The organism is Hyphococcus aureus, assembly GCF_042643165.1.
Taxonomy (GTDB): Bacteria; Pseudomonadota; Alphaproteobacteria; order Caulobacterales; family Parvularculaceae; genus Hyphococcus; species Hyphococcus aureus.
On record NZ_JBHRSH010000001.1, the window covers coordinates 589685 to 611336 of the forward strand.

A 21652-nucleotide genomic window follows, 5' to 3' on the forward strand; every position below is an offset into this window, starting at 1 on the left:
GCCCCTCCCGGTTACAGGCGGACGTCTAATTTCTGGCGCTGAGGGTGGTCCAGACGCGGGAACCTTCCGACGCCGAAAACGCGCCGTCGGACCGCTCAAGCACCCAAGCTGCAAAACCTTTCATATCCCGGACACTCCCGCAGCAGCGTCTCATGCCGCCCCGCTTCAAGCCCGCCATTTTCCAGAAACAACACGACGTCCGCCTCCGGCGCCAGCGCAACTCTGTGCGTAATGAGAATAAGTGTCGTGCGGTCTCGATAGCGCTCCTTTAACGTACGTATCGCACGCGCTTCGCTTGTCCGATCGAGCGCCGAGGTTGTTTCATCCAGAATAACAACGGGCGCCGAAACGCCAGCAAGCCTTGCCAGTTCCAGCTTCTGCATCTGGCCCCCAGAGAGACGCGCCCCTTGTTCGCCGACGGCGAGGTCAAGATCGATGGGCCGGCCGGATTCGTAAAAGCGCCACTCGTCCAACAAGGAGGCAAGTTCGGCCTCGGCGACCTGAGTCGGCGGATAGAGCGCGTTTTCGCGAAGGGTGCGGTTGAAGAGACCGATGCTTTGCGGTGCGTAGAGCACGAGCCAATGGCGTTCATCCGGCTCAATTTCGCGCAACGGCCGGCCATCGATCGAAACGGCGCCCTCCTCCGGAGCGATAATCCCCGCGATGATCTGCGCGAGGGTCGATTTGCCCGAGCCGTTCGGCCCGACCATTACGACGAAGGCGCCCGGCGCAATGTACGCGGACGCATCGCGCAGCACCCATTCTTCGCCGTACCGGAATCCGATGTCGTCGAGCTCTATCGCCGCAGGACCTGCACGCTCTGACGCAGGGAGTAGATGCTTGTCGGGAATGCCGCCACCGAGTTCGAGCGCCTCGCTGATATTGGCGATGGAGACGCCGGCCTGACGTATGACGTAACCGAAACCGCCGAGCGGCAACGCCAGGCGAAACGCATAAGCTTGGAGAAGGACGAAATCGCCAACGGTGAGCCGTCCGGCGGAAACATCGGCGGTGCCGAGAATGAGCAGCACGCTCAAGCCCGCAGCGAGGACGGCTGATTGGAACGTCGCTGTCGCCGCGATGAGCTGCGACACGGCCTCGTTTGCGGCGCGCCGCGCGACGAGCGCCTCGTCGATCCTATCGCGCTCTGCTGCGAGATTGCCGTTGAAGACGACCCGCCGCGCGTTTCTGAGAATGTCGCCGACCGTTTGCGCCTGGCAGGCGGCCGCTTCATGGGCGGTGCGCGCGGCCTCCTGAAAGCGGCCCGCGCCATGCCCCGTTGCGATGATATAGAGGCCGAGCGCGGCGCCCATCATCGCAACATAGGAGGGCGGCGCGAGTGCGCCGACGATGGCGAGGCTGATCAAGGTTTGGGCGATGAGCGGCGCCATGCGCCACAAGAGGCCGTCGATCACGATCTGAAGGCTGAAGGGCAGCCGCTCCAGAACTCCCTGAAGGCGCGCGCTGTCGCCCTCACGCTTTCGGGCAAGGGTCGGAAGCTGCGCCCGCACAGTATCGAGCGCGATGCGGCGCGCAAGCTTGTCAATGATCCTTATGGTGAAAGTATATTTCAGCGCTGTCATTGCATTGGTTGCGGTCCAGGCGATGACGAATCCCGCGACGTAAAGCACGATCAGGCCGAGTGGCCCGGTTCCGGCGGTCAGCGCGTCCACCGCGAGCTTCAAGAGCACGGGCGCCGACACGCCGAGTGCAACATTTGCGAGTTCGATGGCGATCGCTGAGGCTGCATCCCGGCGCGCGCTTAGCGACGGCCGGCCGATCATCGCGACAAGACGCCGGATCACTCCAAAGCTCGTCACACGATCGCTATTTCCGCCTCCCCGGGCTGCTGCGCGTCAAGTATCAAATAACATTTCCCAGCACGCTTCCAGATTCGACCGGTGGTCCGCAGGGGTAGTGAGACCAGACCACAGTCGAGGTCGGCCTCATGATTACCTAACTGGTAGCGGCATCATTTTGCTGACGCCATTCAAATATCGAGAGATAGCTATGGGTGTTGGTTATAACAGATAAGAATTCAGGAGATAAAAGCTCAATGCGGCGCGCGAAAAACGTACCTCCTCATAAGAATTCTTCGAAATCAAGAAAGACATCCCGCAACGCGACCTTGGACAAGGCATTCCGGATTGTGAATAAAATTCCGCCAGACCTGCGGATCCTTGAGGTAGAGTTGAGTATTATCGAAGCCTACCTCAACGAGGTCTTAGTATGTATTACAAAGGTGCAGGATTGAAGACAGCGTTATGGAACTTCGCAACCCTAGCGTAAAAGTAGAATATTGATGACATCACTTTGATTGCGCCGCCGACCAAAGCAGCGTCGGATGGGACGTAACGCTGTTTGGTTTTTAGATTGGGGATGACTGGAACGGGCGATGATTGAATTCGACATACAACAAACCGATGTCGCCCTCGACTATACGCCCGAAAACGACGCGTGGTGGGTTTTGCGGGAGCTGAAAACACATCATCAGGTGAGGATAAGCCGCGCCTTCACCTTTAGAGACAGCGATCTCATTTCCAGGCCGAAGGAAGACGAATTCGGTGACTTGGAAGGCGGTGTATTCCGGTTTCGCTTCGCCAAACGAAAAGAAGGATATTTCCGTATCGCAGGACGCATTCTGGATATGGAAGCTGACGTTCTGATCGCCGACAAAGGAATACCCCTCGAACGCAAGCTTTTCGTTGCCGAGCGCAATATCGGCATCTTCAAACGCATCGCGAAGGTAAAACGAAATGGAGGCGATATCATCGTTGGCGGCGACCGCGACGGCGCGATCCCGCTGGACGCCTTCCGGGAATTGCTCGGCCGGTTTCCTAATACTGGCGAACTCAATCGTTATGCAGCCGCGCGCGTAGAAGCGATCGTCGGCGAATTCTTCGATGGGATGAGTGATGCGCGGGAGAAGTATGAAGCCTATCTCAGCAAGCGAAAATCGTCGGTCAGCAAGAAACCGCTCCGGCAGGAATCGCTCTTGCAGGCGGAAATCGACAAATATGTCTATCTACGTGATACAATTTCGGCCTGGCTAAAGAAGGCGGAAGCCTATTCCGAACGGGATTGGCAAGAGATGATTACGAAAGTGATCCTGTTGCTGCTTCCCAAATATGTCGCTGTGCTGCAGAACGTTCAGATATCGGATTTTTATTCATCGCCTGACAAAATAAAAAAGCGGTTTATCGATCTTTGCCTGGTCGACGCCGGCGGCAATATCGATGTCATCGAGATAAAGAAACCATTCGACAATTCCGTGTTAGCGAAAACACGCTATCGCGACAATAATTTGCCGACCCGGGAATTATCCGGCAGCATCATGCAGGCGGAGAAATACCTGTTCCATTTGTCGAAATGGGGCGTCGAGGGCGAGCGTCATCTGACCAAAAGGCAAGCAAAAAAATTGCCAAAAGGATTGCAGCTTCGCATCACTAATCCGAAAGCGATCATTATTCTGGGGCGGGACCGCTCCACAAAGCACAGCGAGGCCTTGACGCCGGATCAAATGTTCGATCTGGAAGTCATCAAGCGCAAATACGCCAATATGATGGACATCCTCACTTACGATGATCTCTTGCGCCGCCTGAACAATACGATAGCTTCGCTCACCGACAGAAAGGCGGAAATAGGATAGGCCTTCTTAATCGCTGTCTCCAACGCCGATATCATTCCAGTTTTCCGTGAGATAAGTCGCAATCCCTTTCCCCGGCGCATAAAATTCATAAAGCCTTTCAAAATCCCGCCTTGCCGCGTCAAAAGATTCATCGCTGATGACGCGCCGCACTTTCGCGAGAAAAAGGAGCGCAAGGCTCGGCGCCCGAGATAGACCCTGGTTGCAATGAAAGAGCACGGCCCTTCCTGTATTCCAATTTTCCATTGCGAACCGCATGGCTTCAGTAAACAGCGCGGGCTTGAACATCGGAACCGGCGGATCGATCATATTGAGATAAAGATTGTTCCCGGATTGAAGGACAAGATAACTCGGGTGGGAACTGTCGAGATTCCCCTTGTATCCGACGGCGCCTTGGTGACAGGGCGATTTGCAGGCGTGAACGATGCCCCAATTATCGCGATGTTGCGCTAGTAATTCTCGGCCATGAGGCTCGAAGCCCCCACCCGCTCCTGAAGTTGGGCATGCGTTGTCGCCTGCCACATAAATGCGTTCATATACTTCGATCATAGTCCGCTCGAAATCAAAGCCGTTTGGGCCTAATAGTCTTTGGCGACCTTTCGCGCCTCTCGCCTTAGCGTGTCCGCGAGGTCAAGTTCTAGACCAAATTCAAGGGCCGCTTTGAAAACTTCATCCGTTTCAGACTTTATCAGATCAAATCGTTTTACGAGTGGGCGAATGAAGTGCCGCAATGTTTCATAATCACCGGACGTAATGTCTCCGAGCTCCTCGATTTTGGCGTGAAACGCAGCAAGAAAGGTCGGCGGCAGATTGGGACCAAATATGAAATATCGGAGCCATTTTAGAAAATGCGGGTGCTCCAGCACGTCTCTCCTTGACGAGTTTTTACGGCGAAAAATCGTCAGCGGAGAGGGGCCGCGGCCGATGGCGCACTCATCATCAGCGAAAACTGCGTATCGAATTTCCGGAATGGCGCCCCGCGCCAGAAGCATCTCGGCCAAGTCCGCCACTTTTGCGCCGTTCTGACGAGCAGGCTCCCCGTGTTTGACCGCCCGCGGGTCCAGTTTGACCTCCGCCAACACCGCGCCTTCTTCTTCAGTGAGACCGATCTTCAGATTGAGCTGGTTTGTCATATTCAAAGCCATGAGGCGATTCTGGGAAACTAACCTCGTCATTTCCCCAATCTCGTTCACGTTAACAGGCGGCTCTTGGGGGCTTTGCCGGCATTTAGGGCCCGTTCGATCTCCGTTTGCCGATCTCTCATCCAAGCCGGAAGGTGGTCTGGAAGATCCAGGATTTTAAGCGCGCCCGTCGGCCAAGGCCTGTTTTCTTCGGTCCACCGGTTTAGTTGATCGAGACACGTCAGCAGCTTAGAGAAGCCCACATCATTTGTACTGGCGCATGCGAGCGTCTTATCGAAGCGCTCCTCAACTGCCTTCACAAAAGTCTCGTATTTTTCTTGTTCAACAGGGTCATCGAATTCGACGCGATCGATTGCATGATCAATTAGGTAGGAAAAAAGGGGCGGGCAACCAGTTCGCTGGTCCCACCAGATAGCGGGAACCGGCACTTCAGAAATCCGCGTACGCGGATGGCGATAGAGTTGTGAGATCGAAAGATCGACAATTTCGTGAAACTCAGTCTGCAACCAGACATGATATTCGTCGCCGAAAAATCCGGTCCAGCCTTTAAGTTCACCATCGAGGCCCACTTTGGCGAAGCATGTCGCACCGACGATTAGCGTTGATTCTATCTCGAGCCTGTCAAGAAGGCTCTTCACAGCGCCTGCAGTTTGTTGACACTTCATTGCGTAGTCGTCCTTGTAGAACGCCCGCGCCGCTTCATCCACTATCTGAAACACGAGATGCCGGAGAAAAAGAGACGTGCCTCCTTCTCTGTGAGTTTTCTCAATGTCATTTTGAATGGCCTCAGTCATCGCCATACGCGTTTCAATCCCTATCCGTCCCGCCGATTTTCAAGGGCAAGTCGCAAGTTTTCGGCACTCGCTTTGAGCGCTTGATCCTTCTCGATTTGTTCGGCGGCGAATGCCGATAAGGGCGCCAGAATTTCAAGCAGTTTCCGGGTTTGGGCGACGATCCCTTGACGGGTGGGCGAATGGACCGCAGCGAAAGCAATTGCGGCAAAAATCAATAGCTTGACCGTATCCGGTGCTGCGGACCAACTGCGTGCGAGCAACGCGACGCCTTCGACCAGGCCAGCAATCGAGATCGCACCGGCGCCTGCCACGCCAATACGGATGCTGAGGATATCCTGCATGGCGCTGGCGTACTGTTTCGCCGGCGTCAGGGCTTGACCACTCAACTTACGCAAGCCGATGACATCAAAGTCCTTATCCTCTGTTAAGACGCCGATAGCGTTTACAGCCACCATAAGATCGTAATATGGCGCATCTTTTGGATCGCGGATTGTCGGGTGGTTTTCGACGGGAGAACAAAACCGTTCGTCCATGATCAGGCTGGATCGATAACACTCCCATTGTTCTCTGAGAGCTTTCGCCGGCGCATGCTTTCTAGCAAATCGATCGAGTGCGTCAGATTCAATTTCTTGAACGCCGAAGGCGGGAAAATGCGCCTCAATTACACCAGCGGCTATGAGACTCTCGGTGAGCGTCTGATCTCCCCAGGCGCGATATCGCGCCAAGAGATCGCGAAAGACTTTATTGGCGTCGATGACAAACGAAAAAGTATGAAGACCGCCTACTGCGTTCGCCAAATCAGGATGCGCTTTAAGCACGCGATGGAGTTGCGCCAGCGTTTCCGGCTCAAACCTTACGGCGTCCATTTCTTCAAACTCAAACATGAATACTCGCCGGTCTGCGCAGAACCTCATTTAACCCGCTCGCGAATCGCCTTGACATAGTCGCCAAATCCTAGGAATCAATCAGACATGGCTTGAAGCACCAAACCTGTCGCCAAGTTAAACGGCTTCATTCTGCTTTTCTATCCAACACCTTAGCCAGCTTTGTTTTGCATTGCTGCGGCTTAAATGGCGACCGGCAGCTTACGCAAATAAGGAGCAAGGCTATGAAGGTGCGTCTCCGTAACTCCGATCTCCCGAACTATAAGCGCTATTTGCGCGCTGCTTTTCCCGGTCTGAAAGCTTCTGTGCGCATGGAGGCGATGGCGCGAGGACTTGGTTTCAAATCCTATTCGACGCTACTAAGCGCAGTCAGTTCATCCAGGCAAACATGCGCGTTGAGCGAAGATGACTTCATCGCCTACTCGGAACTTCATGGATATGTGGCGGATCGCAGGCAATTTTCACGCGCAACAGTGCGCGTCATGCTTAAATCCGTGCTCGACTTAAATGATCGGCTGACGACGCACGGTTACCATCTACCGGACAGGTATGGTGGCGCCGGTCCAAAATACACAAGTGAATTTTCACGCGCACGCGCCGAATTTTATGACGACGCATTCTGCGATCAATTCGAACTGGCGCTCTTATTTTTGCAGCACGCCGAACGGCGTAAGACGCTCAATCGGAATTTTACAACATATAACCTGAAACATACGGCGGAGAATGTTTCTCGCAAGCATTTGTTGCGGACTGAACTTGGCGATTATGTATGCAACGGCGTTTTCATTGCAGCCGCAATCTATGAGGAATTTGATATTCGTCCGACTTCATGGGATTCGATGAGCGGTTATCTCAATATTTCGTCAAAAAGCCGTGCGGCGTTCAGGGATGGCCCTACTGCTCGAAATATATTGATGCATGAAGATCAACACGCCGCATGATCCGCGGTCGTGAGGATGACCATTCCCGAGGCAAGCGATCCTGCCGTTTCGCCGTGTCGGCGCACGCAGTATGGGCCTCCTGACGCTGGTTTTTGCCCGATTTTTGGGTTTACTTGAGGACTGGTCTCGCTGCACCTTTAATAGCGCCCATACCCAAGAGAAAACGGAGTTCGAGATGGCGATAGAGCGTGTAATCATCAAGAATTACCGGGCCCTCAGAAACACCGATGTTAGGTTTAAACCTGGAACAAACATCATCGTCGGCGACAATGAGTCAGGTAAATCCACAATATTGGAGGCGATGAATCTCGCACTGCGGTGTCAGTTAAATAGGAGGCCCGCCGCATATGAACTTCACCCTTTTCTATTTAACCGCCCTGCGGTCGCAGAATTTATCGCTTCCCATAAGGCTGGAGCGCCGACGCCTCCCCCGATGATCGAAATCGAGCTTTATTTTGCGGCCTCCCCTAACGTGGCCGACTTCAGGGGCGTGAACAATTCACAGCAGGACGACCAGGCACACGGTCTCGCGCTGCAAATCAAACTGGATGAGGAGAATTTCGCCGAGGAATACGCCTCCTATGTCGAAGACGCTGACGCGCTTAATGACATCCCGGTCGAGTATTACAAAATCGAATGGCGAAGTTTCGCCTGGGGGCCGACGCTAACGCCGCAAGCTGTGCCGATGAAGTCCACGCTAATTGATCCCAGCGCGATCTCAAACACCTATGCGGCGAACAAGTATGTCGTAGAAACTCTCAGAAACTACTTGAGCAAGCCGGAACAGGTGCATCTCGCCCTGTCATATCGCTCGATGCGCGATGAATTTCAAAGCGATGATCGAATTCAGGCAATTAACGAAAGTCTTGCAGCTCAAACCGGCGTTGTGACCGACAAAACCCTATCTGTCGCAATGGATACGACGACTAGAGCGAGTTGGGAAACGGGAGTTCTCCCCCATCTTGACGATATTCCGCTAACGCTTGTGGGCAAAGGGGAGCAGAACTCGATCAAGATCAAGCTCGCAATGGCCGCCGCAGGCGGATGCGACATATTCCTAATGGAAGAACCCGAAAACCATCTCTCTCACGGAAATCTAGGACGGCTTGTTAAACACCTTTCGGACTCTTGCGAAGGAAAGCAGCTCATTGTGAGCACGCATAGCAGCTTCGTTCTAAACAAACTGGGCGTCGATAATGTCATTATGTTCGACGGCGCCACCGGCGTGACGCTTGACGATTTACCGGCTGATACGAAATCATATTTCAAACGCCTCCCGGGGCATGACACTTTGAGAATGATGCTCGCGGTTCGGACAATACTGGTAGAAGGCCCCTCGGATGAACTCGTCGTACAAAAGGGTTTTCAACAAAAACACGGCGTGCTTCCGCTTCAAGCCGGAGTAGAAGTCATTTCGGTTGGAACTTCCTTTAAGAGATTTCTGGATATCGCCTTACGCCTCAATCTCGACGTTTGCGTTGTGCGGGACAATGACGGAGACGCTGCTGGGAAAACTGCTCTTTTCGAGGACTATGTCGGAAACGACAACATTGTAGTCTGCATTGACGGTGATAATGACGCGCGAACGCTGGAACCTCAGCTAATCAAAGCAAATGGGCTGCAAAAGCTGAATACAATGTTGGGCGAAGAATTTCCGGACGCTGGTGCGTTGGAGGAGCACATGACAGCAAATAAGACGGATGTCGCCCTCAAACTGTTTGAACACGCCGACCCGCTTGAAATCCCGGAATACATTCAACATGCCATCAGATAACCGGGTCATCCTGGCGTCCGCAGGGTCCGGAAAGACAACATCGATCGTTGATGAAGCATGCAAAGCGCAGGATTGCAGATCGGAACTCATTACTTACACGCTCAACGGGCGCGCCGAACTTTCCGATAAAGCCTACTACCTGTTCAAATCGATTCCTCCCCATGTGCGAATAAGCACCTGGTACACGTTCGTTTTGCAGCATTTCGTGAGACCTTACCAAGCGCATCTTCATCCAAAACGCGTTTCGACGATAAATTTTCAAAGGGGACGAACCGCGTGGGGAGTGAAGAAGACCAATGTCGGGCAGTATTTCTTTTCAGGTGACAAACAGGACCGACTTCGACTCGACAAAGTTACAGATTTTGCCTGCGAGCTTGTCGACAAGACTAAGGGCCTACCGATTGATCGGTATCGGGCCATCATTGACCATCTTTATATCGACGAAGCACAAGACTTGTCCGGCTATGATCTGGAACTTGTCGAGATGCTTCTGAAATCTGGGCTAAGAATAACGATGATTGGCGATTGTCGGCAGGCGACATATACGACCAATGACAGCCCGAAAAACAAGGCGTATGTCGGCGTCAATATTGTTAAAAAGTTTGAAGAATGGGAAAAAGCCGGCCTACTTCAGATCGAACACCAAGCGCATTCACATCGCTGCGTTCAGGAAATTTGCGATTTCGCAGACAAGTTCCACCCGGATTTCAAGAATACGGAATCCCTCAACAAGAGTGTCACCGGCCATGACGGCGTTTTTGCGGTGAGGCAAAGCGACGTCGATGCTTATTGCGAGAGGTTTAGTCCCCAGCCGTTACAATACGACCGGCGGACCAAGAACGCGCCCGCAAATGCGATGAATTACGGCGCCGTCAAGGGCATGACATTTGAGCGGACTCTGATTTTTCCGCATGGCCCGTTGCTAAAATATCTTGCGACAGGCGACCTCAAAGACGCAGGCAAGGAACTTGCGAAACTCTATGTTGCCGTCACGCGCGCCAGACAGAGCGCGGCCTATGTTGTTCCCGACCGCCTTGCCCCTGCATTGCTTCCTGTCTTTGATGTCAATGGCAATTAGGCGAGGTCAACGGTTCATTACTTTTTGAAGACATCGATTCCCATCGCTCCAAGAATGCGGCTTGCCTCCGAAACCAGATGAAACTGCTGTCCAGTCCCGATGGGGCGGCCATGCGACAGCGGCAAGCGAATGGGGTGCAACCGCTCCATCGAAACCGAAAAATGCTCTTTGCTGTCAAACACCGCCTTAAATACGTCCCGCCAGTGATCCCGGCGAATGATGATGTCTTTCAGGTCCATCAAATAAGAGTATTGCAGCAATTCCAGTGGGGGTTCGCCTTTAGCGACTGCTTCCTCGCGGCGCTGTTTCCAATCAGCGACCATTTTTGTGTCAACCCGTTTTTCAATCCAGTCTTCTCCATATTGATTAGACATCGTCACGGAAATGAGCTTCCTCAGATGTTGCTCAACAGAAGTCATCAACGCGTTGTGTCCAGGATGGAACAAAAGTCCAGGGTCGCTGCCGTCCGTGGTGGCAGGTAGGGGCGCGTATTCGGCTTTTAGGCTAAACCCTGTTTGAATCAGAATTTCGCCGACCGCGGGAGGAGCGAAAGCAAGCATTCCGGGATGCATGCCCGCTTCAATGTGCGCGGCGTCCCTAGCTTCCGGCTCGGCGGCATCGTCGATTACGATCGGATCGCCGAGGTCATCATCGATTACTTCCGATGCCTCCTCGTCGAACGGAGTTTTATATCGAACGGCTGTGTTCAGCCGGGATACGACCGCAAATCCTTCAATGGAGAGCGCGGCGATCTCCGGCCTGACCCAAGGAGTCGTCACACCGCGCATCTGGACTTCCAGCCGGTCAGCCCAAAGCTGATGGCGTTCGATAGCATTTTTGAAAGGATCAACCTGACGCGCAATGGTTTCAGCCATCCGCGCAAGAGAATTCTGCTCAAAGAAGCGAGCTGCCGCAGATGCTCCAGTAGCGATTTCAAGCTGTTTCGCGAGACGGCCTGCCTCCTCGATTGGCGATGGTTTCGCCAATGCGGTTTCGGCGGCTCTAATCAAGGCGGAGGCGCTGTTTGCCAGCTCCAACTCGCGCCGGATGAATTGTTGCGGATCGTTTTCTTGCCAGCGGCGGAGAAATTCGACACCCGGCTGCGCTGAACTAAGAAGTCGCTCCATCCGCTCATGATTTGCAAGCAATCGCTCGACGGCGGGCGAGGGATAGCCCGCCATGCGCTCGAGCAGCTCCTGGTGTTTCCGCAGCTTTTCGAGTGGGCCGTTGGCCAGTTCAGCCAGACGTTGCGCCCTAGCAAATGGGTCTTCGCGCGACATCATTATCCTCGTCGGAATCGGACGCTCTGCGCTAATGGCGATCCCGGCAGGACTCGAACCTGCGGCCTCCAGATTCGGAATCTGGCGCTCTATCCACCTGAGCTACGGGATCGGAACGAAACGATCGGTCCGTTTTGATCTTTCTTCTGCACAACACTTCGCCGCATTTGCAAGCCCTTTTGCAACAGCAAGACGGAGCGGTGGCGCTGATGGAATTCGAAGCTTTGCGAACGCTTTAAATCCCTTACTATTCGGCGGTGCTGAGATGGTGCTGACACGGGCCTGCCGACTCTCAGATCGCTTTTTCTAACTAGCTAATTTCACTCTGTTTTTCGTCTTCAAAAAGTCTGTTGTTGCATCCTTCGGAGGGCAGCGCTCTATCCAGCTGAGCTAAGGGACCCGCTTTGAGGACCCGGGATGTACGCGATTGGGGCTTCTTGGGCAAGCGGCCCGGACCATAAGGCGGCGCCCTGATTTCGCCCCCTTGATAGGCTATGATCCAGATGCGAGATAGGGTCGGCGTCTCGCAACAACGGCGCTGGCGAAACGAAAAGGCGAGTTTTATGAACCATTTCAAGACGGCGGCGATTGCTCTCTCTGCCTTCATCGTGTTCTCCAGCGCTCACGCCCTCGCTCAGCCCCAGCCCTTGCCGCCGGAGCCAGAGCCCGCACAGGCGGCGCCTGACGCAGGCGCAGCGAAAATCGCAACCCCGGCCATGTGGCGCGTCGCCGACGAGGATTCCGAGTTTATTCTCCTCGGCACCATCCACTTCCTGCCGCCATCGCTTGAGTGGCGAAATCCCGCTGTCACGTCGGCTTTTGAAAGCGCCGACATCATATATTTCGAGGCCAATCCGGATGATGCAACCGACCTCGCGGAAGTTGGCAACCTCATCAGAATGGAAGGCGCCAACCCTCCCGGTGTCAAACTCTCATCAATGCTGGGGATCAGTGACGCGAATAAGCTGAGGGAAATTTCCCAGGAACTGCAGTTGAGCTTTGCCCAGATTGATCCGCTCCGTCCATGGAATGCTTTTCTGGCGCTGACCCTGCAGCTGCTTAACAGCCAGGGCTTTGACCCCGGATCTGGCGTTGATCGCGCGCTGGTCAGCGAAGCGAAAATTATGGGAAAAGACATCCGCTATTTCGAAACCATGTCAGAGCAAATCGGCTTTTTCACGCAGCTCGACCCCAAAACCGAACGCGACATGCTCGTCATCACTATCCGCAATTGGGATGATGAAAGAGACAGCATGAACGATCTGGTGGAAGCATGGGCGGCGGGAGACACCACCTATGTGGACACAAGCCTGAACGAAGAAATGCGCGAGAAAGTGCCTGCAGCGTTTAATGTTCTCATCGCCGACCGAAACGCCGCCTGGGCGGAAACGCTCGACGCTGAGCTGAGAGAACATAGCGGCAAGGCGATGGTCGCGGTCGGCGCCGCGCATCTTGTGGGCGGCGAATTTTCCGTCCCTGCGCTCCTTGAGGCCAAAGGCTATGAAGTATCGCGTTATGGCGTTAGCGAAACGGCGGCCGAAACCATACCCGACGCCGCAAACGATAATGAACCCGATGAATAGACGGCGCTTTTAAACGTCAAGCGCCGCCGAGAGGGCGTTCTCCTGAATGAACTCCCGGCGCGGCTCGACAATGTCGCCCATCAGGCGCGAGAAAATGTCGTCGGCGTCATCCGCCTCCTTCACCTTCACCTGCAACAAGACCCGCGCATTTTCATCCAGCGTCGTTTCCCAGAGCTGTTCCGGGTTCATTTCGCCCAGCCCCTTATAACGCTGCATTTTGACGCCTGCCTCACCGGCGGCGCGCACCGCGCGGAGGAGACTGTTGGGGCCCGTCACCCGCAGCCGCTGTTCCTTGCGGGCCCATGTCGCGGGCTTGTCGAAGGCGTCTGCAAGTCCGTCCATGCCGGTCTGCACTTTCTTGGCGTCAGCGGAAAGAAGAAGATCGCGGGGAAGCACGTGGGTCTCCTTGACACCGCGCAGTTCGCGTTCGAACACATAGCCGCCTTCGCCGTCCGGGGCGCCTTTCCAGCCGCGTTCAAACTCGTCCGCCACCATGTCGAGGCGCGTCGCAATCTTGTCCGCCAGCGTCTGCGCTTCCGGCCCGTCGGGCGCCTCTGACAAGGCGCGCGCAAGCGCCGCCTGCACGATGAGATCGCGATTGAAGCGCTGCGGAAACTCGTCGATTGCCTCGCGCACTTTGCGCGCGCGCGCCACCAGCTCCGCAAGATCCGGCCCGGCGATCGCTTCGCCATTTTCAAGCACGAGCGACGCTTCGACGATGCCTTCTGCAAAGAGGTGATCGTTCAGCGACTTGTCGTCGAGAAGATATTGCTCCGACTTGCCGCGTGCGACCTTGTAAAGCGGCGGCTGGGCGATGAACAAATGCCCGCGCCGGATCAGTTCCGGCATTTGCCGGAAGAAGAAGGTGAGCAGAAGCGTTCGGATATGCGCGCCGTCGACGTCGGCGTCGGTCATGATGACGATTTTGTGGTAGCGCAGCTTGTCCGGATTGAAATCGTCGCGGCCAATGCCCGTGCCGAGCGCGGTGATCAGCGTTCCGATTTCCTGACTGCCAAGCATCTTGTCAAAGCGCGCACGCTCGACGTTCAAAATCTTGCCGCGCAAGGGCAGCACCGCCTGATTTTCGCGATTGCGAGCCTGTTTGGCGGAGCCGCCAGCGGAATCGCCCTCGACGATGAAAAGTTCGGACTTGGCCGGATCGCGCTCCTGACAGTCGGCGAGCTTGCCCGGCAGGGAGGCCACATCAAGCGCTGATTTCCGGCGCGTCAGTTCGCGCGCCTTGCGGGCGGCCTCGCGCGCTGCGGCTGCTTCGGCGATTTTCTGGACAACGCGCTTCGCCTCAGCGGGATTTTCCTCAAACCACTCGCTGAGCTTTTCGTTCACCGCGCTCTCTACAACCGGGCGCACTTCCGATGACACCAGCTTGTCTTTCGTCTGCGAGGAAAATTTCGGGTCAGGCACTTTCACCGAGAGAACACATGTCAGCCCTTCACGCGCATCGTCGCCCGTGACCGTCACTTTTTCCCGCTTCGCAATACCGGAGCTTTGCGAATAGTTGTTGATGATGCGGGTCAATGCTGCGCGAAAGCCCGCCAAATGCGTGCCGCCATCGCGCTGCGGAATGTTGTTGGTGAAGCACAAAACCTTTTCGTGATAGCTGTCGTTCCACCACATTGCGACTTCAACGGCGAGCCCGTCTTTTTCAGAAATGAAAGAAATCGGCGCTGAGATCAGTGGCGATTTGGCGTTGTCGAGATAACGCACAAAAGCCTCAAGCCCGCCCTCATACATCATCTCCTCGGTGCGGGTTTCCACATGACGCTTGTCAATGAGCCTGATGGAAACGCCGGAATTCAGAAACGCCAATTCGCGAAGGCGATGTTCAAGCGTATCGAAATCGAACTCGATGCCGGTGAAAATGGTCTCTGACGGCATGAAGGTGACTTCGGTGCCGGTTTTGATCGCATCGCCGACAACTTCCAGATCGCCTTCGGGTTCACCCATCTTGAATCGCATGAAATGTTCTTTGCCGTTGCGGCGAATGCGCAGATCGAGATATTCCGACAGCGCATTCACCACCGACACGCCAACGCCGTGCAGACCGCCCGACACTTTGTATGAATTCTGGTCGAACTTTCCGCCCGCATGAAGCTGGGTCATGATGACCTGCGCGGCGGAAACGCCTTCTTCCTCGTGGATGTCGGTTGGTATGCCGCGACCATTATCCGTTACGGTGACGGACCCGTTTTCATTGAGGATCACCTCAACCGTATCGCAATAGCCCGCAAGCGCCTCATCGATCGCGTTGTCGACCACCTCATAGACCATGTGGTGAAGGCCCGATCCGTCATCAGTGTCGCCGATATACATGCCCGGACGCTTGCGCACAGCGTCGAGACCTTTGAGCACTTTGATGGACTGGGCGCCGTATTCTTCATTCGGCGCGGCGTTGTTCGCCATGGGTCTTTTCTTTCTTTTTTACGTCAATTGGGTTTCATGAACCGCGCCATCCGACACATCGAAATGCTGGGCGCGCGAGCCCCAGGCTTCGAACAGGGACCGGTCTGTCCCCGTCATAAACGCCTGGAAGCCAAGGTCGTCGAGAATTGAAAACAGCGCTGCGCGCCTTCCCTCATCGAGATGGGCGGCGATTTCATCGAGCAAAAGTATCAGCGGCGCGCTCGGGTCCGAAAGGCTCAGCGCGCGCGCATTGGCGAGAACAAGGCCGATGAGAAGCGCTTTTTGCTCCCCTGTGGAGCAAAGCCGCGCGGGCCGTCCCTTGGCGCGATGAGTGACCAGCAAATCGCTGCGGTGAGGACCGGTGAGCGCACGCCCCGCCTCGGCGTCGCGGCGCCTGCGCGCACGCAAGGTCTCTGCGAAGTCGCGCTCCACCGCGTCGCGACCTTCCGATTGCAGCGCTTTTTCAAGATCGCCTTCAAGGGCGAGATCGGCGTCGGGGAACACGTTGTCCTCGGACGTCACCTCGGCGGCCTCAAGCCGTGACACCATGGCGCGGCGCGCCGCAGCGATCGCTGTTCCCGCGTCCGCCATCTGGCTTTCCACGGCGGAGAGCCAGTCCTCATCGCGGCCGCCATCCTCCAGCAGTCTTTGACGCTGGCGCATCGCCTGCTCATAAGCGGTCGAACGGCGGCCATGCGCCGGATCATGAGCGAGCGTCATGCGGTCAAGGAATTTACGCCGGTCGCCCGCGCCTTCCATGAACAACCGGTCCTGCGCCGGCGTCAGCCACATGAACCGCAAATGCTCTGCAAAGGCGCCCGGTCCCGAGGCGTCGCGGTCATCAATACGGCAGATGCGCCGCGCGGGATTGGCTGAGGCGGCGCCGACGCCGAAACGCCGTTCGTCTTCGCCGTCATCAACGCGCGCAGATACCGCCCAGCCGCCATCGCCGTCGATGCGCGGCAATTCGTCGAGACGCGCGCCACGCACGCCGCGGCCCGGCCCGATCAGCGAAATCGCCTCAAGAATGTTGGTCTTGCCGGCGCCATTCGCGCCAGAGATCGCAGCCGGCCGACCGTCAAAAGAAATTTCGGCGCGCGGGTAGGAACGGAAATTCGTCACCGTCAGCCGCGTGATGCGCGCGCGTTTCACCGCAGCAGCATCCTGCGTTTCGCTATCCCATTTTCTGGCGACCGCTTCGCTCAAGATCAGACCCTTAGCGGCATCAGGACGTAAAGCGCGCGCTCGTCCTCTTCATCGAGAATGACCGTCGGCGAGGACGGATCGGCAAGCTTGAATGTCGCCGTTTCGCCATCGACCTGTTGCGCCACATCAAGGAGGTAGCGCGCATTAAAGCCAATCTCCAGCGGATCGCCGCCATAATCGACAGACAGTTCCTCGAGGGCCGAACCCGCTTCCGGATTGTTAACCGTGAGGCGCAGCCGGTCGGCTTCGAGCGCGAGCTTCACAGAACGTGTGCGATCCGCGGAAACCGTCGAAACACGATCGACAGCCTGCGAAAAGTCTTTGGTCTCAACCCGCATGACATTGTTGTTGCCCTTTGGAATGACACGCTCGTAATCAGGAAACGATCCATCAATCAGTTTTGAGGTGAGATAGCCTGCGCCAAAACCAAACCGGATTTTCGCCGGCGACACAGCGATCTCAACATTTTCTTCGGCGTCTTCCAGAAGCCGTCCAAGCTCGGCGATCGCCTTGCGCGGCACGATGACGCCGGGCATCGACGCGGCGCCGTCAGGCAAGGGCGCATCGATGCGCGCAAGACGGTGACCGTCCGTCGCCGCTGCGCGTAGAGCCGGCGCATCGCCATCATTATGCGCATGCAAGTAAACGCCGTTGAGATAATACCGGGTTTCCTCCTGCGACATGGCGAAACGCGCCTTGCCGAGCAGGCGGCGCAGATCAGCCGTCGGCATGGAGAACCGCGTTTCGAGATCGTTCGTCGAGAGGCTCGGGAAATCGTCTTCCGGCAGAACGGCCAGCGCAAATTGCGAACGCCCCGACGACACCTGAAGGCGGCCCTCATCGGAAGCGAGCTCAAGCCGCACCTGCGCCCCGTCCGGCAGGCGCTTGACGATTTCAAACAGCGTCAGCGCCGACACTGTGGTCGCGCCCTTGCCGGCGACATCCGCCGGCGCCTCTTCGGAAATTTCGATATCGAGATCCGTCGCCGTCAGCGTGAGCGCGCCGCCCTGCGCCTGCAGAAGCACATTGGAGAGGATCGGGATCGTGTTCCGCCGCTCCACAACGCTTTGCACATGCCCCAGCGCCTTGGACAGGGCCGACCGTTCAATCGTAACTTTCATATGCGGAATGCTCTCTCGAAAATGCTGCCAGACGGCCGGAAATACCCATCGGCGAAATAGACCCGGGAACGCCGTTCGGAAGGTCCTCCGCCCCGGCGTTTCAGCGTCACCGGAACAGGACGCAAAACAGCGAATCGAAAGGCGAAAAACCCTTGATCAGTATAGCCGAAACAGCCCCTGAAAAGCTAGCGCCGGCGTGCATTTCACACGCCGGCGCGGTCTTTCCAAAGGACTGTTTTCAAGCGCTTTTTCAGGCCGGAATTCCAGCCCGGAAATCAACCCTCAAGCGCCTCGCGAATCCGCTTCACACCGTCCTGAAACGCCTTGTCGCGCTCGATCAGCGCCTGAGCGCGGCGATAGGATGACATAACCGTTGTGTGATCGCGTTTCAGGGCCTTGCCGATGCGGGGAAAGGACTCCTTGAGCACTTCACGGGCGCACCAGACGACGGCGTGACGGGCGCGAACAATCCGCTGAGGCTGGGACCGGCCTGTCATATCCTCAAGCTTCAGGCCGAAAGCCTCAGCTCCGGCGGCGATCGCGTCATCAATCGTAGCGGCGCGGCGGCGGTCATCCAGACGCGATTTGAGGACAGATTTCGCCTCATCGAGATCGACCACAATCTCTTCGGATCCATACATCAAAAGGAGCTGATTAAGGGCGCCAATGGTTTCCCGCGTCGACTGGGTGAAGGTGCGAGCGATATAAGCGAGCGCCTCATCGGAAATCCGGCATGCTGCCGGGCTTTGCTCGACACGTTTTTGCAAAACAGCGAGACGCAAAGTCTCGTCGCCAGGGTGGATCGGGGCGCAAATGCCGCCGGCGAGACGGTCAGCCAGACGCTGATTAAGGCCCGCCTCCGCCAATTTCGCGGGCGGAAGCTCGCCTGCAATGACTACCTGTTTGCCGCTGTCGAGCGCTGCGTCGATCACGATAAGTAACTCCTCCTGTGTGCGATTTTTTCCGTTCAAGAAATGAATGTCGTCAAAGCCGAGAAAACCGAAAGACAACAGCGCCTTGTGAAGCGCAGCGGTCGAATTCGACCAGACCGCGCTAACGCAGGCGTTTGAAAGATTGTTGTAGGTTACGTAGCCCGCTTCGCCACGGCTTTGATCTTGCGACCATGCATGCGCAATTGATTGAAGCAAGTGCGTTTTGCCGACACCGGAAGGTCCGTAAAAATAGATGAGCTCGCGCGCGCGCCCTTCTGACAACGCTTCCTGTGCAGCCGCCCAAGCGATGCGATTTGAGGCGTGAACAGCAAATGCCTCGAATGTGCGCCGAGGATCAAGCGCGGTCGCAAGCCCTTCGAAAGTCGGCGCCTCTTTTCCGTCTTTCTGGCGCGCTTTCGCCAGCGGCGTCGCCTCCACCGCAGCAGCGCGCTGATCTTCCTGCGCATTGATGCGCGCAGCGTGCTCGCTGAGTTTGCTCTTAAGCACCGTCAGGCGCATCTTTTGAAAAGGGCCGACCTCCTTACGCCATGTTTCTTCAAGCACCGGAAAGAACCGGTGATCCAGCATGTCGCGCTTCGCCTCGGACCCGGTAGACAAGGTAACGCAATCTTCGCTGTAGTCTTCCAGTCCAAGATCCTTGAACCAGGATACATATTTCGCATCGCCAACACGCACGCGCAAAGCCGCGTGATAACGCTTAAACAACTCTGACTGATTGTCCCGCCCGGTCATTTCTTTTTCGTTGTCCATTTTTGAAGCCGCCCGAAATTTAAGGTCAAATTCCCCCATTGCACAGGCCACCCCCGCCCCGCGCAAAGTTTTCGATTTAACGATTGTTGTCAGAAAGCCGGCCAAAGGGCCGACAGCTATGTCGGGTTAACTGAGAAGACCCGCGGCGTCCATAATCTTATTGTCAATGAATATGAATGGAAGAGAGTCGCCGCTTTTCATTTTTATGTCCCCGACTTTTAAAGTCAAAAGCGTGCCTACGCGGCGGCCGTTGCTGAGAGAGAGAAAACGGCCGACCAAAAAACACCGAACAAACTGTAACTGGTGGCGCGGAAATTCGTCCGCACGCGTCATAAATTGACTAAACCTAGTGTAGTTAATCTTAAGGATGAGCGTCAAGCGTTGATTCGCCCGTACGGTGTTTTTTATGTCGTTTTTTTTACGCTAACTTTATTGCAAAACATCAACAAAAATCACGCTTACAGTAAAAACAAATCGTTACGCCAAGAACCCTACATCAAAAGAGAACGCGCAATCAATGCGTGACGCAAGTCGTGCGCGAAACCGCAAAATTTACATTAGAAAAAACAAAAACGCGTTCGCAAGATTTTACGAACGCGTTACGAAAACAAAATTGAAAAAGATGATAATCGGTTACGCAGCGAGCGATTTAATGCGCGACGAGAGACGCGAAAGTTTGCGTGCAACTGTCTTAGAATGAAAGATGCCTTTGCTCACTGCGCGGTGCAGTTCGGGTTGGGCATTTTTAAACGCAGTTTCCGCAGCAGCTTTATCGCCAGAGGTAATCGCTTCCTCCACTTTACGCAGGAAGGTGCGCACACGCGAACGGCGTGCTTTATTCACTGCGGTGCGCCGCTCAATCTTGCGAACCATTTTCTTCGCGGACGATGTATTAGCCATGTTCCGTCACTCAATCTGGAGGTCAAACTTTATGCGCCCTCACCATCTCAATGGCGGCGCGAGCGGCGGTCTATAGACCCCGGGGCTAGGGGCGTCAACAGCGGATTGAGCCTTATTTTTCGCTAATATTAACGCTGACAGGCGGCGCAGAAAAAGGTCGACCGCCCGCCCTGAACAATGCGGCTCACAGGTTTGTCACAACGGCGACAATTCTCGCCTTCCCGATCATAGACATCAAAACGGTGCTGAAAATAGCCGAGCGCCCCATCCGTAGACGCAAAGTCCCGCAGGCTGGAGCCGCCCGCCTCGATCGCCTCCCTCAAAACAGCTATTATTTCGCCATAGAGCCGGTCAGAGCGCTTTCCTGCGACGGACGCCGCCTTGCGCCTGGGGGACACGCCAGCCCTGTAGAGCGCCTCGCAGACATAGATATTGCCAAGCCCCGCCACGACCCGCTGATCGAGGAGAGCCGCCTTGATCGGGGCTGTCTTGCCCGTGAGCGCCTCTTTCAGCGCCTGAGCCGAAAAGCCGTTGCCAAGCGGCTCCGGCCCCATCCCCGCGAAATGACGGCTGGTTTCCAGCCCGTCCGGCGGGGCGATATCCATAAACCCGAAACGACGCGGGTCGTTATAGGTGATCCGGGCGGTCGTTCGCCCCGCCATCTCAAAAACCACATGATCGTGTTTGGGATCACATTCTTGCGCGAGAGCAAACCCGCCCGGACGGGACTTCCCCGTTTCCTCAATAGTGAACCGCCCGGACATGCCCAGATGCATGATCAGGTTCTCGCCAGACGACAGGTGCGCGATCAGATATTTGCCCCTGCGATCAAGGCTCTCGACCTTGTGGCCTTGGAGACTGCCGGCGAAATTCTCAGGAAGGGGAAACCGCAGATCCGGCCGACGCGTCTCCACTCGCGTAAAGACAGCGCCCTCCATCACCGGCTGGAGGCCGCGGCGAACCGTTTCAACTTCGGGAAGCTCGGGCATTGCAGGTGTTTGAAGCCGATCCTGAAAAAATCGGCAATGGAAAAGTGCTCTACCCCGCAAACTCCCAAAAACAGTATGACTTCAAGACCAAACCCCCTTACCGCGATTTCGGATCACACTGACAGAAAAAGGCTTTTCTCGCCGCCCAGGACAGTAGCGGCGCAGCCGGCGATTAACGGGGAGACGATCA

The 21652-nt window shown here is 55.8% G+C and carries 17 protein-coding genes and 1 tRNA gene; 5 read left to right on the forward strand and 13 right to left on the reverse strand.

Annotation, left to right across the window (positions count from 1 at the left end; all coding sequences use genetic code 11):
- Nucleotides 1-95: 95 nt before the first annotated feature.
- Nucleotides 96-1820, reverse strand: a complete 1725-nt coding sequence (locus tag ACFOOP_RS02715; protein WP_379879327.1) for an ATP-binding cassette domain-containing protein — start codon at nt 1818-1820, stop codon at nt 96-98.
- Nucleotides 1821-2395: 575 nt separating this feature from the next.
- Between ACFOOP_RS02715 and ACFOOP_RS02720 the strand changes: the two genes are divergently transcribed.
- On the forward strand, nt 2396-3649 hold the full coding sequence (locus ACFOOP_RS02720) for a Shedu immune nuclease family protein (RefSeq protein ID WP_379879328.1): 1254 nt from the start codon (nt 2396-2398) through the stop codon (nt 3647-3649).
- Nucleotides 3650-3655: 6 nt separating this feature from the next.
- Here ACFOOP_RS02720 and ACFOOP_RS02725 read toward each other — a convergent pair whose 3' ends face one another.
- From ACFOOP_RS02725 to ACFOOP_RS02740, 4 genes are read right to left on the reverse strand one after another with little or no spacing between them, the layout of a single operon-like run.
- Nucleotides 3656-4195, reverse strand: coding sequence for a protein-tyrosine phosphatase family protein (locus ACFOOP_RS02725; protein WP_379879329.1), 540 nt, complete (start codon nt 4193-4195; stop codon nt 3656-3658).
- Between the two features lie 29 nt (nt 4196-4224).
- Nucleotides 4225-4791, reverse strand: a complete 567-nt coding sequence (locus ACFOOP_RS02730) for a hypothetical protein (RefSeq protein ID WP_379879330.1) — start codon at nt 4789-4791, stop codon at nt 4225-4227.
- A 44-nt stretch (nt 4792-4835) separates the two neighbouring features.
- Nucleotides 4836-5588 (reverse strand): hypothetical protein, encoded by a 753-nt coding sequence (locus ACFOOP_RS02735; protein ID WP_379879331.1) that lies wholly within the window; start codon nt 5586-5588, stop codon nt 4836-4838.
- Between the two features lie 14 nt (nt 5589-5602).
- Nucleotides 5603-6466, reverse strand: coding sequence for a hypothetical protein (locus ACFOOP_RS02740; protein ID WP_379879332.1), 864 nt, complete (start codon nt 6464-6466; stop codon nt 5603-5605).
- A 224-nt stretch (nt 6467-6690) separates the two neighbouring features.
- On the opposite strand from ACFOOP_RS02740, the gene ACFOOP_RS02745 reads away from it, so the two are divergent.
- From ACFOOP_RS02745 to ACFOOP_RS02755, 3 genes are all read left to right on the forward strand, one after another.
- The gene (locus tag ACFOOP_RS02745) at nt 6691-7407 is read left to right on the forward strand and encodes a hypothetical protein (RefSeq protein WP_379879333.1); all 717 of its coding nucleotides are present in this window, start codon (nt 6691-6693) and stop codon (nt 7405-7407) included.
- A gap of 70 nt (nt 7408-7477) precedes the next feature.
- On the forward strand, nt 7478-9181 hold the full coding sequence (locus tag ACFOOP_RS02750) for an ATP-dependent nuclease (protein WP_379879334.1): 1704 nt from the start codon (nt 7478-7480) through the stop codon (nt 9179-9181).
- Nucleotides 9168-10259: a UvrD-helicase domain-containing protein gene (locus tag ACFOOP_RS02755; protein ID WP_379879335.1), complete on the forward strand. Its 1092-nt coding sequence runs from the start codon at nt 9168-9170 to the stop codon at nt 10257-10259. Before ACFOOP_RS02750 ends, ACFOOP_RS02755 begins: the two co-directional genes overlap by 14 nt.
- A gap of 17 nt (nt 10260-10276) precedes the next feature.
- Here the strand turns inward: ACFOOP_RS02755 and ACFOOP_RS02760 are convergent, their stop codons facing one another.
- Together ACFOOP_RS02760 and ACFOOP_RS02765 are read right to left on the reverse strand one after the other, a co-directional pair.
- The gene (locus ACFOOP_RS02760) at nt 10277-11542 is read right to left on the reverse strand and encodes a Swt1 family HEPN domain-containing protein (RefSeq protein WP_379879336.1); all 1266 of its coding nucleotides are present in this window, start codon (nt 11540-11542) and stop codon (nt 10277-10279) included.
- Nucleotides 11543-11574: 32 nt separating this feature from the next.
- A tRNA-Arg gene (locus tag ACFOOP_RS02765) sits at nt 11575-11651 on the reverse strand.
- A 451-nt stretch (nt 11652-12102) separates the two neighbouring features.
- On the opposite strand from ACFOOP_RS02765, the gene ACFOOP_RS02770 reads away from it, so the two are divergent.
- Nucleotides 12103-13122, forward strand: coding sequence for a TraB/GumN family protein (locus ACFOOP_RS02770; protein WP_379879337.1), 1020 nt, complete (start codon nt 12103-12105; stop codon nt 13120-13122).
- 9 nt (nt 13123-13131) lie between these two features.
- Here ACFOOP_RS02770 and gyrB read toward each other — a convergent pair whose 3' ends face one another.
- The 6 genes from gyrB to mutM all read right to left on the reverse strand — a co-directional run bounded on the left by gyrB (nt 13132) and on the right by mutM (nt 21462).
- Nucleotides 13132-15543 carry a DNA topoisomerase (ATP-hydrolyzing) subunit B gene (gyrB, locus tag ACFOOP_RS02775; protein ID WP_379879338.1) on the reverse strand — a complete coding sequence of 804 codons (2412 nt, stop codon included), beginning with the start codon at nt 15541-15543 and terminating at the stop codon, nt 13132-13134.
- An 18-nt stretch (nt 15544-15561) separates the two neighbouring features.
- Nucleotides 15562-16749 carry a DNA replication/repair protein RecF gene (gene recF / locus ACFOOP_RS02780; RefSeq protein ID WP_379879339.1) on the reverse strand — a complete coding sequence of 396 codons (1188 nt, stop codon included), beginning with the start codon at nt 16747-16749 and terminating at the stop codon, nt 15562-15564.
- A 2-nt stretch (nt 16750-16751) separates the two neighbouring features.
- Nucleotides 16752-17870 carry a DNA polymerase III subunit beta gene (dnaN, locus tag ACFOOP_RS02785; RefSeq protein ID WP_379879340.1) on the reverse strand — a complete coding sequence of 373 codons (1119 nt, stop codon included), beginning with the start codon at nt 17868-17870 and terminating at the stop codon, nt 16752-16754.
- Between the two features lie 275 nt (nt 17871-18145).
- A complete protein-coding gene (locus ACFOOP_RS02790) occupies nt 18146-19573 on the reverse strand; it encodes a DnaA ATPase domain-containing protein (protein ID WP_379879341.1) in 1428 nt (475 codons plus the stop codon).
- 633 nt (nt 19574-20206) lie between these two features.
- On the reverse strand, nt 20207-20473 hold the full coding sequence (gene rpsT / locus ACFOOP_RS02795) for a 30S ribosomal protein S20 (RefSeq protein ID WP_379879342.1): 267 nt from the start codon (nt 20471-20473) through the stop codon (nt 20207-20209).
- Nucleotides 20474-20601: 128 nt separating this feature from the next.
- Nucleotides 20602-21462: a bifunctional DNA-formamidopyrimidine glycosylase/DNA-(apurinic or apyrimidinic site) lyase gene (gene mutM / locus ACFOOP_RS02800; protein WP_379879343.1), complete on the reverse strand. Its 861-nt coding sequence runs from the start codon at nt 21460-21462 to the stop codon at nt 20602-20604.
- Nucleotides 21463-21652 lie beyond the last annotated feature (190 nt).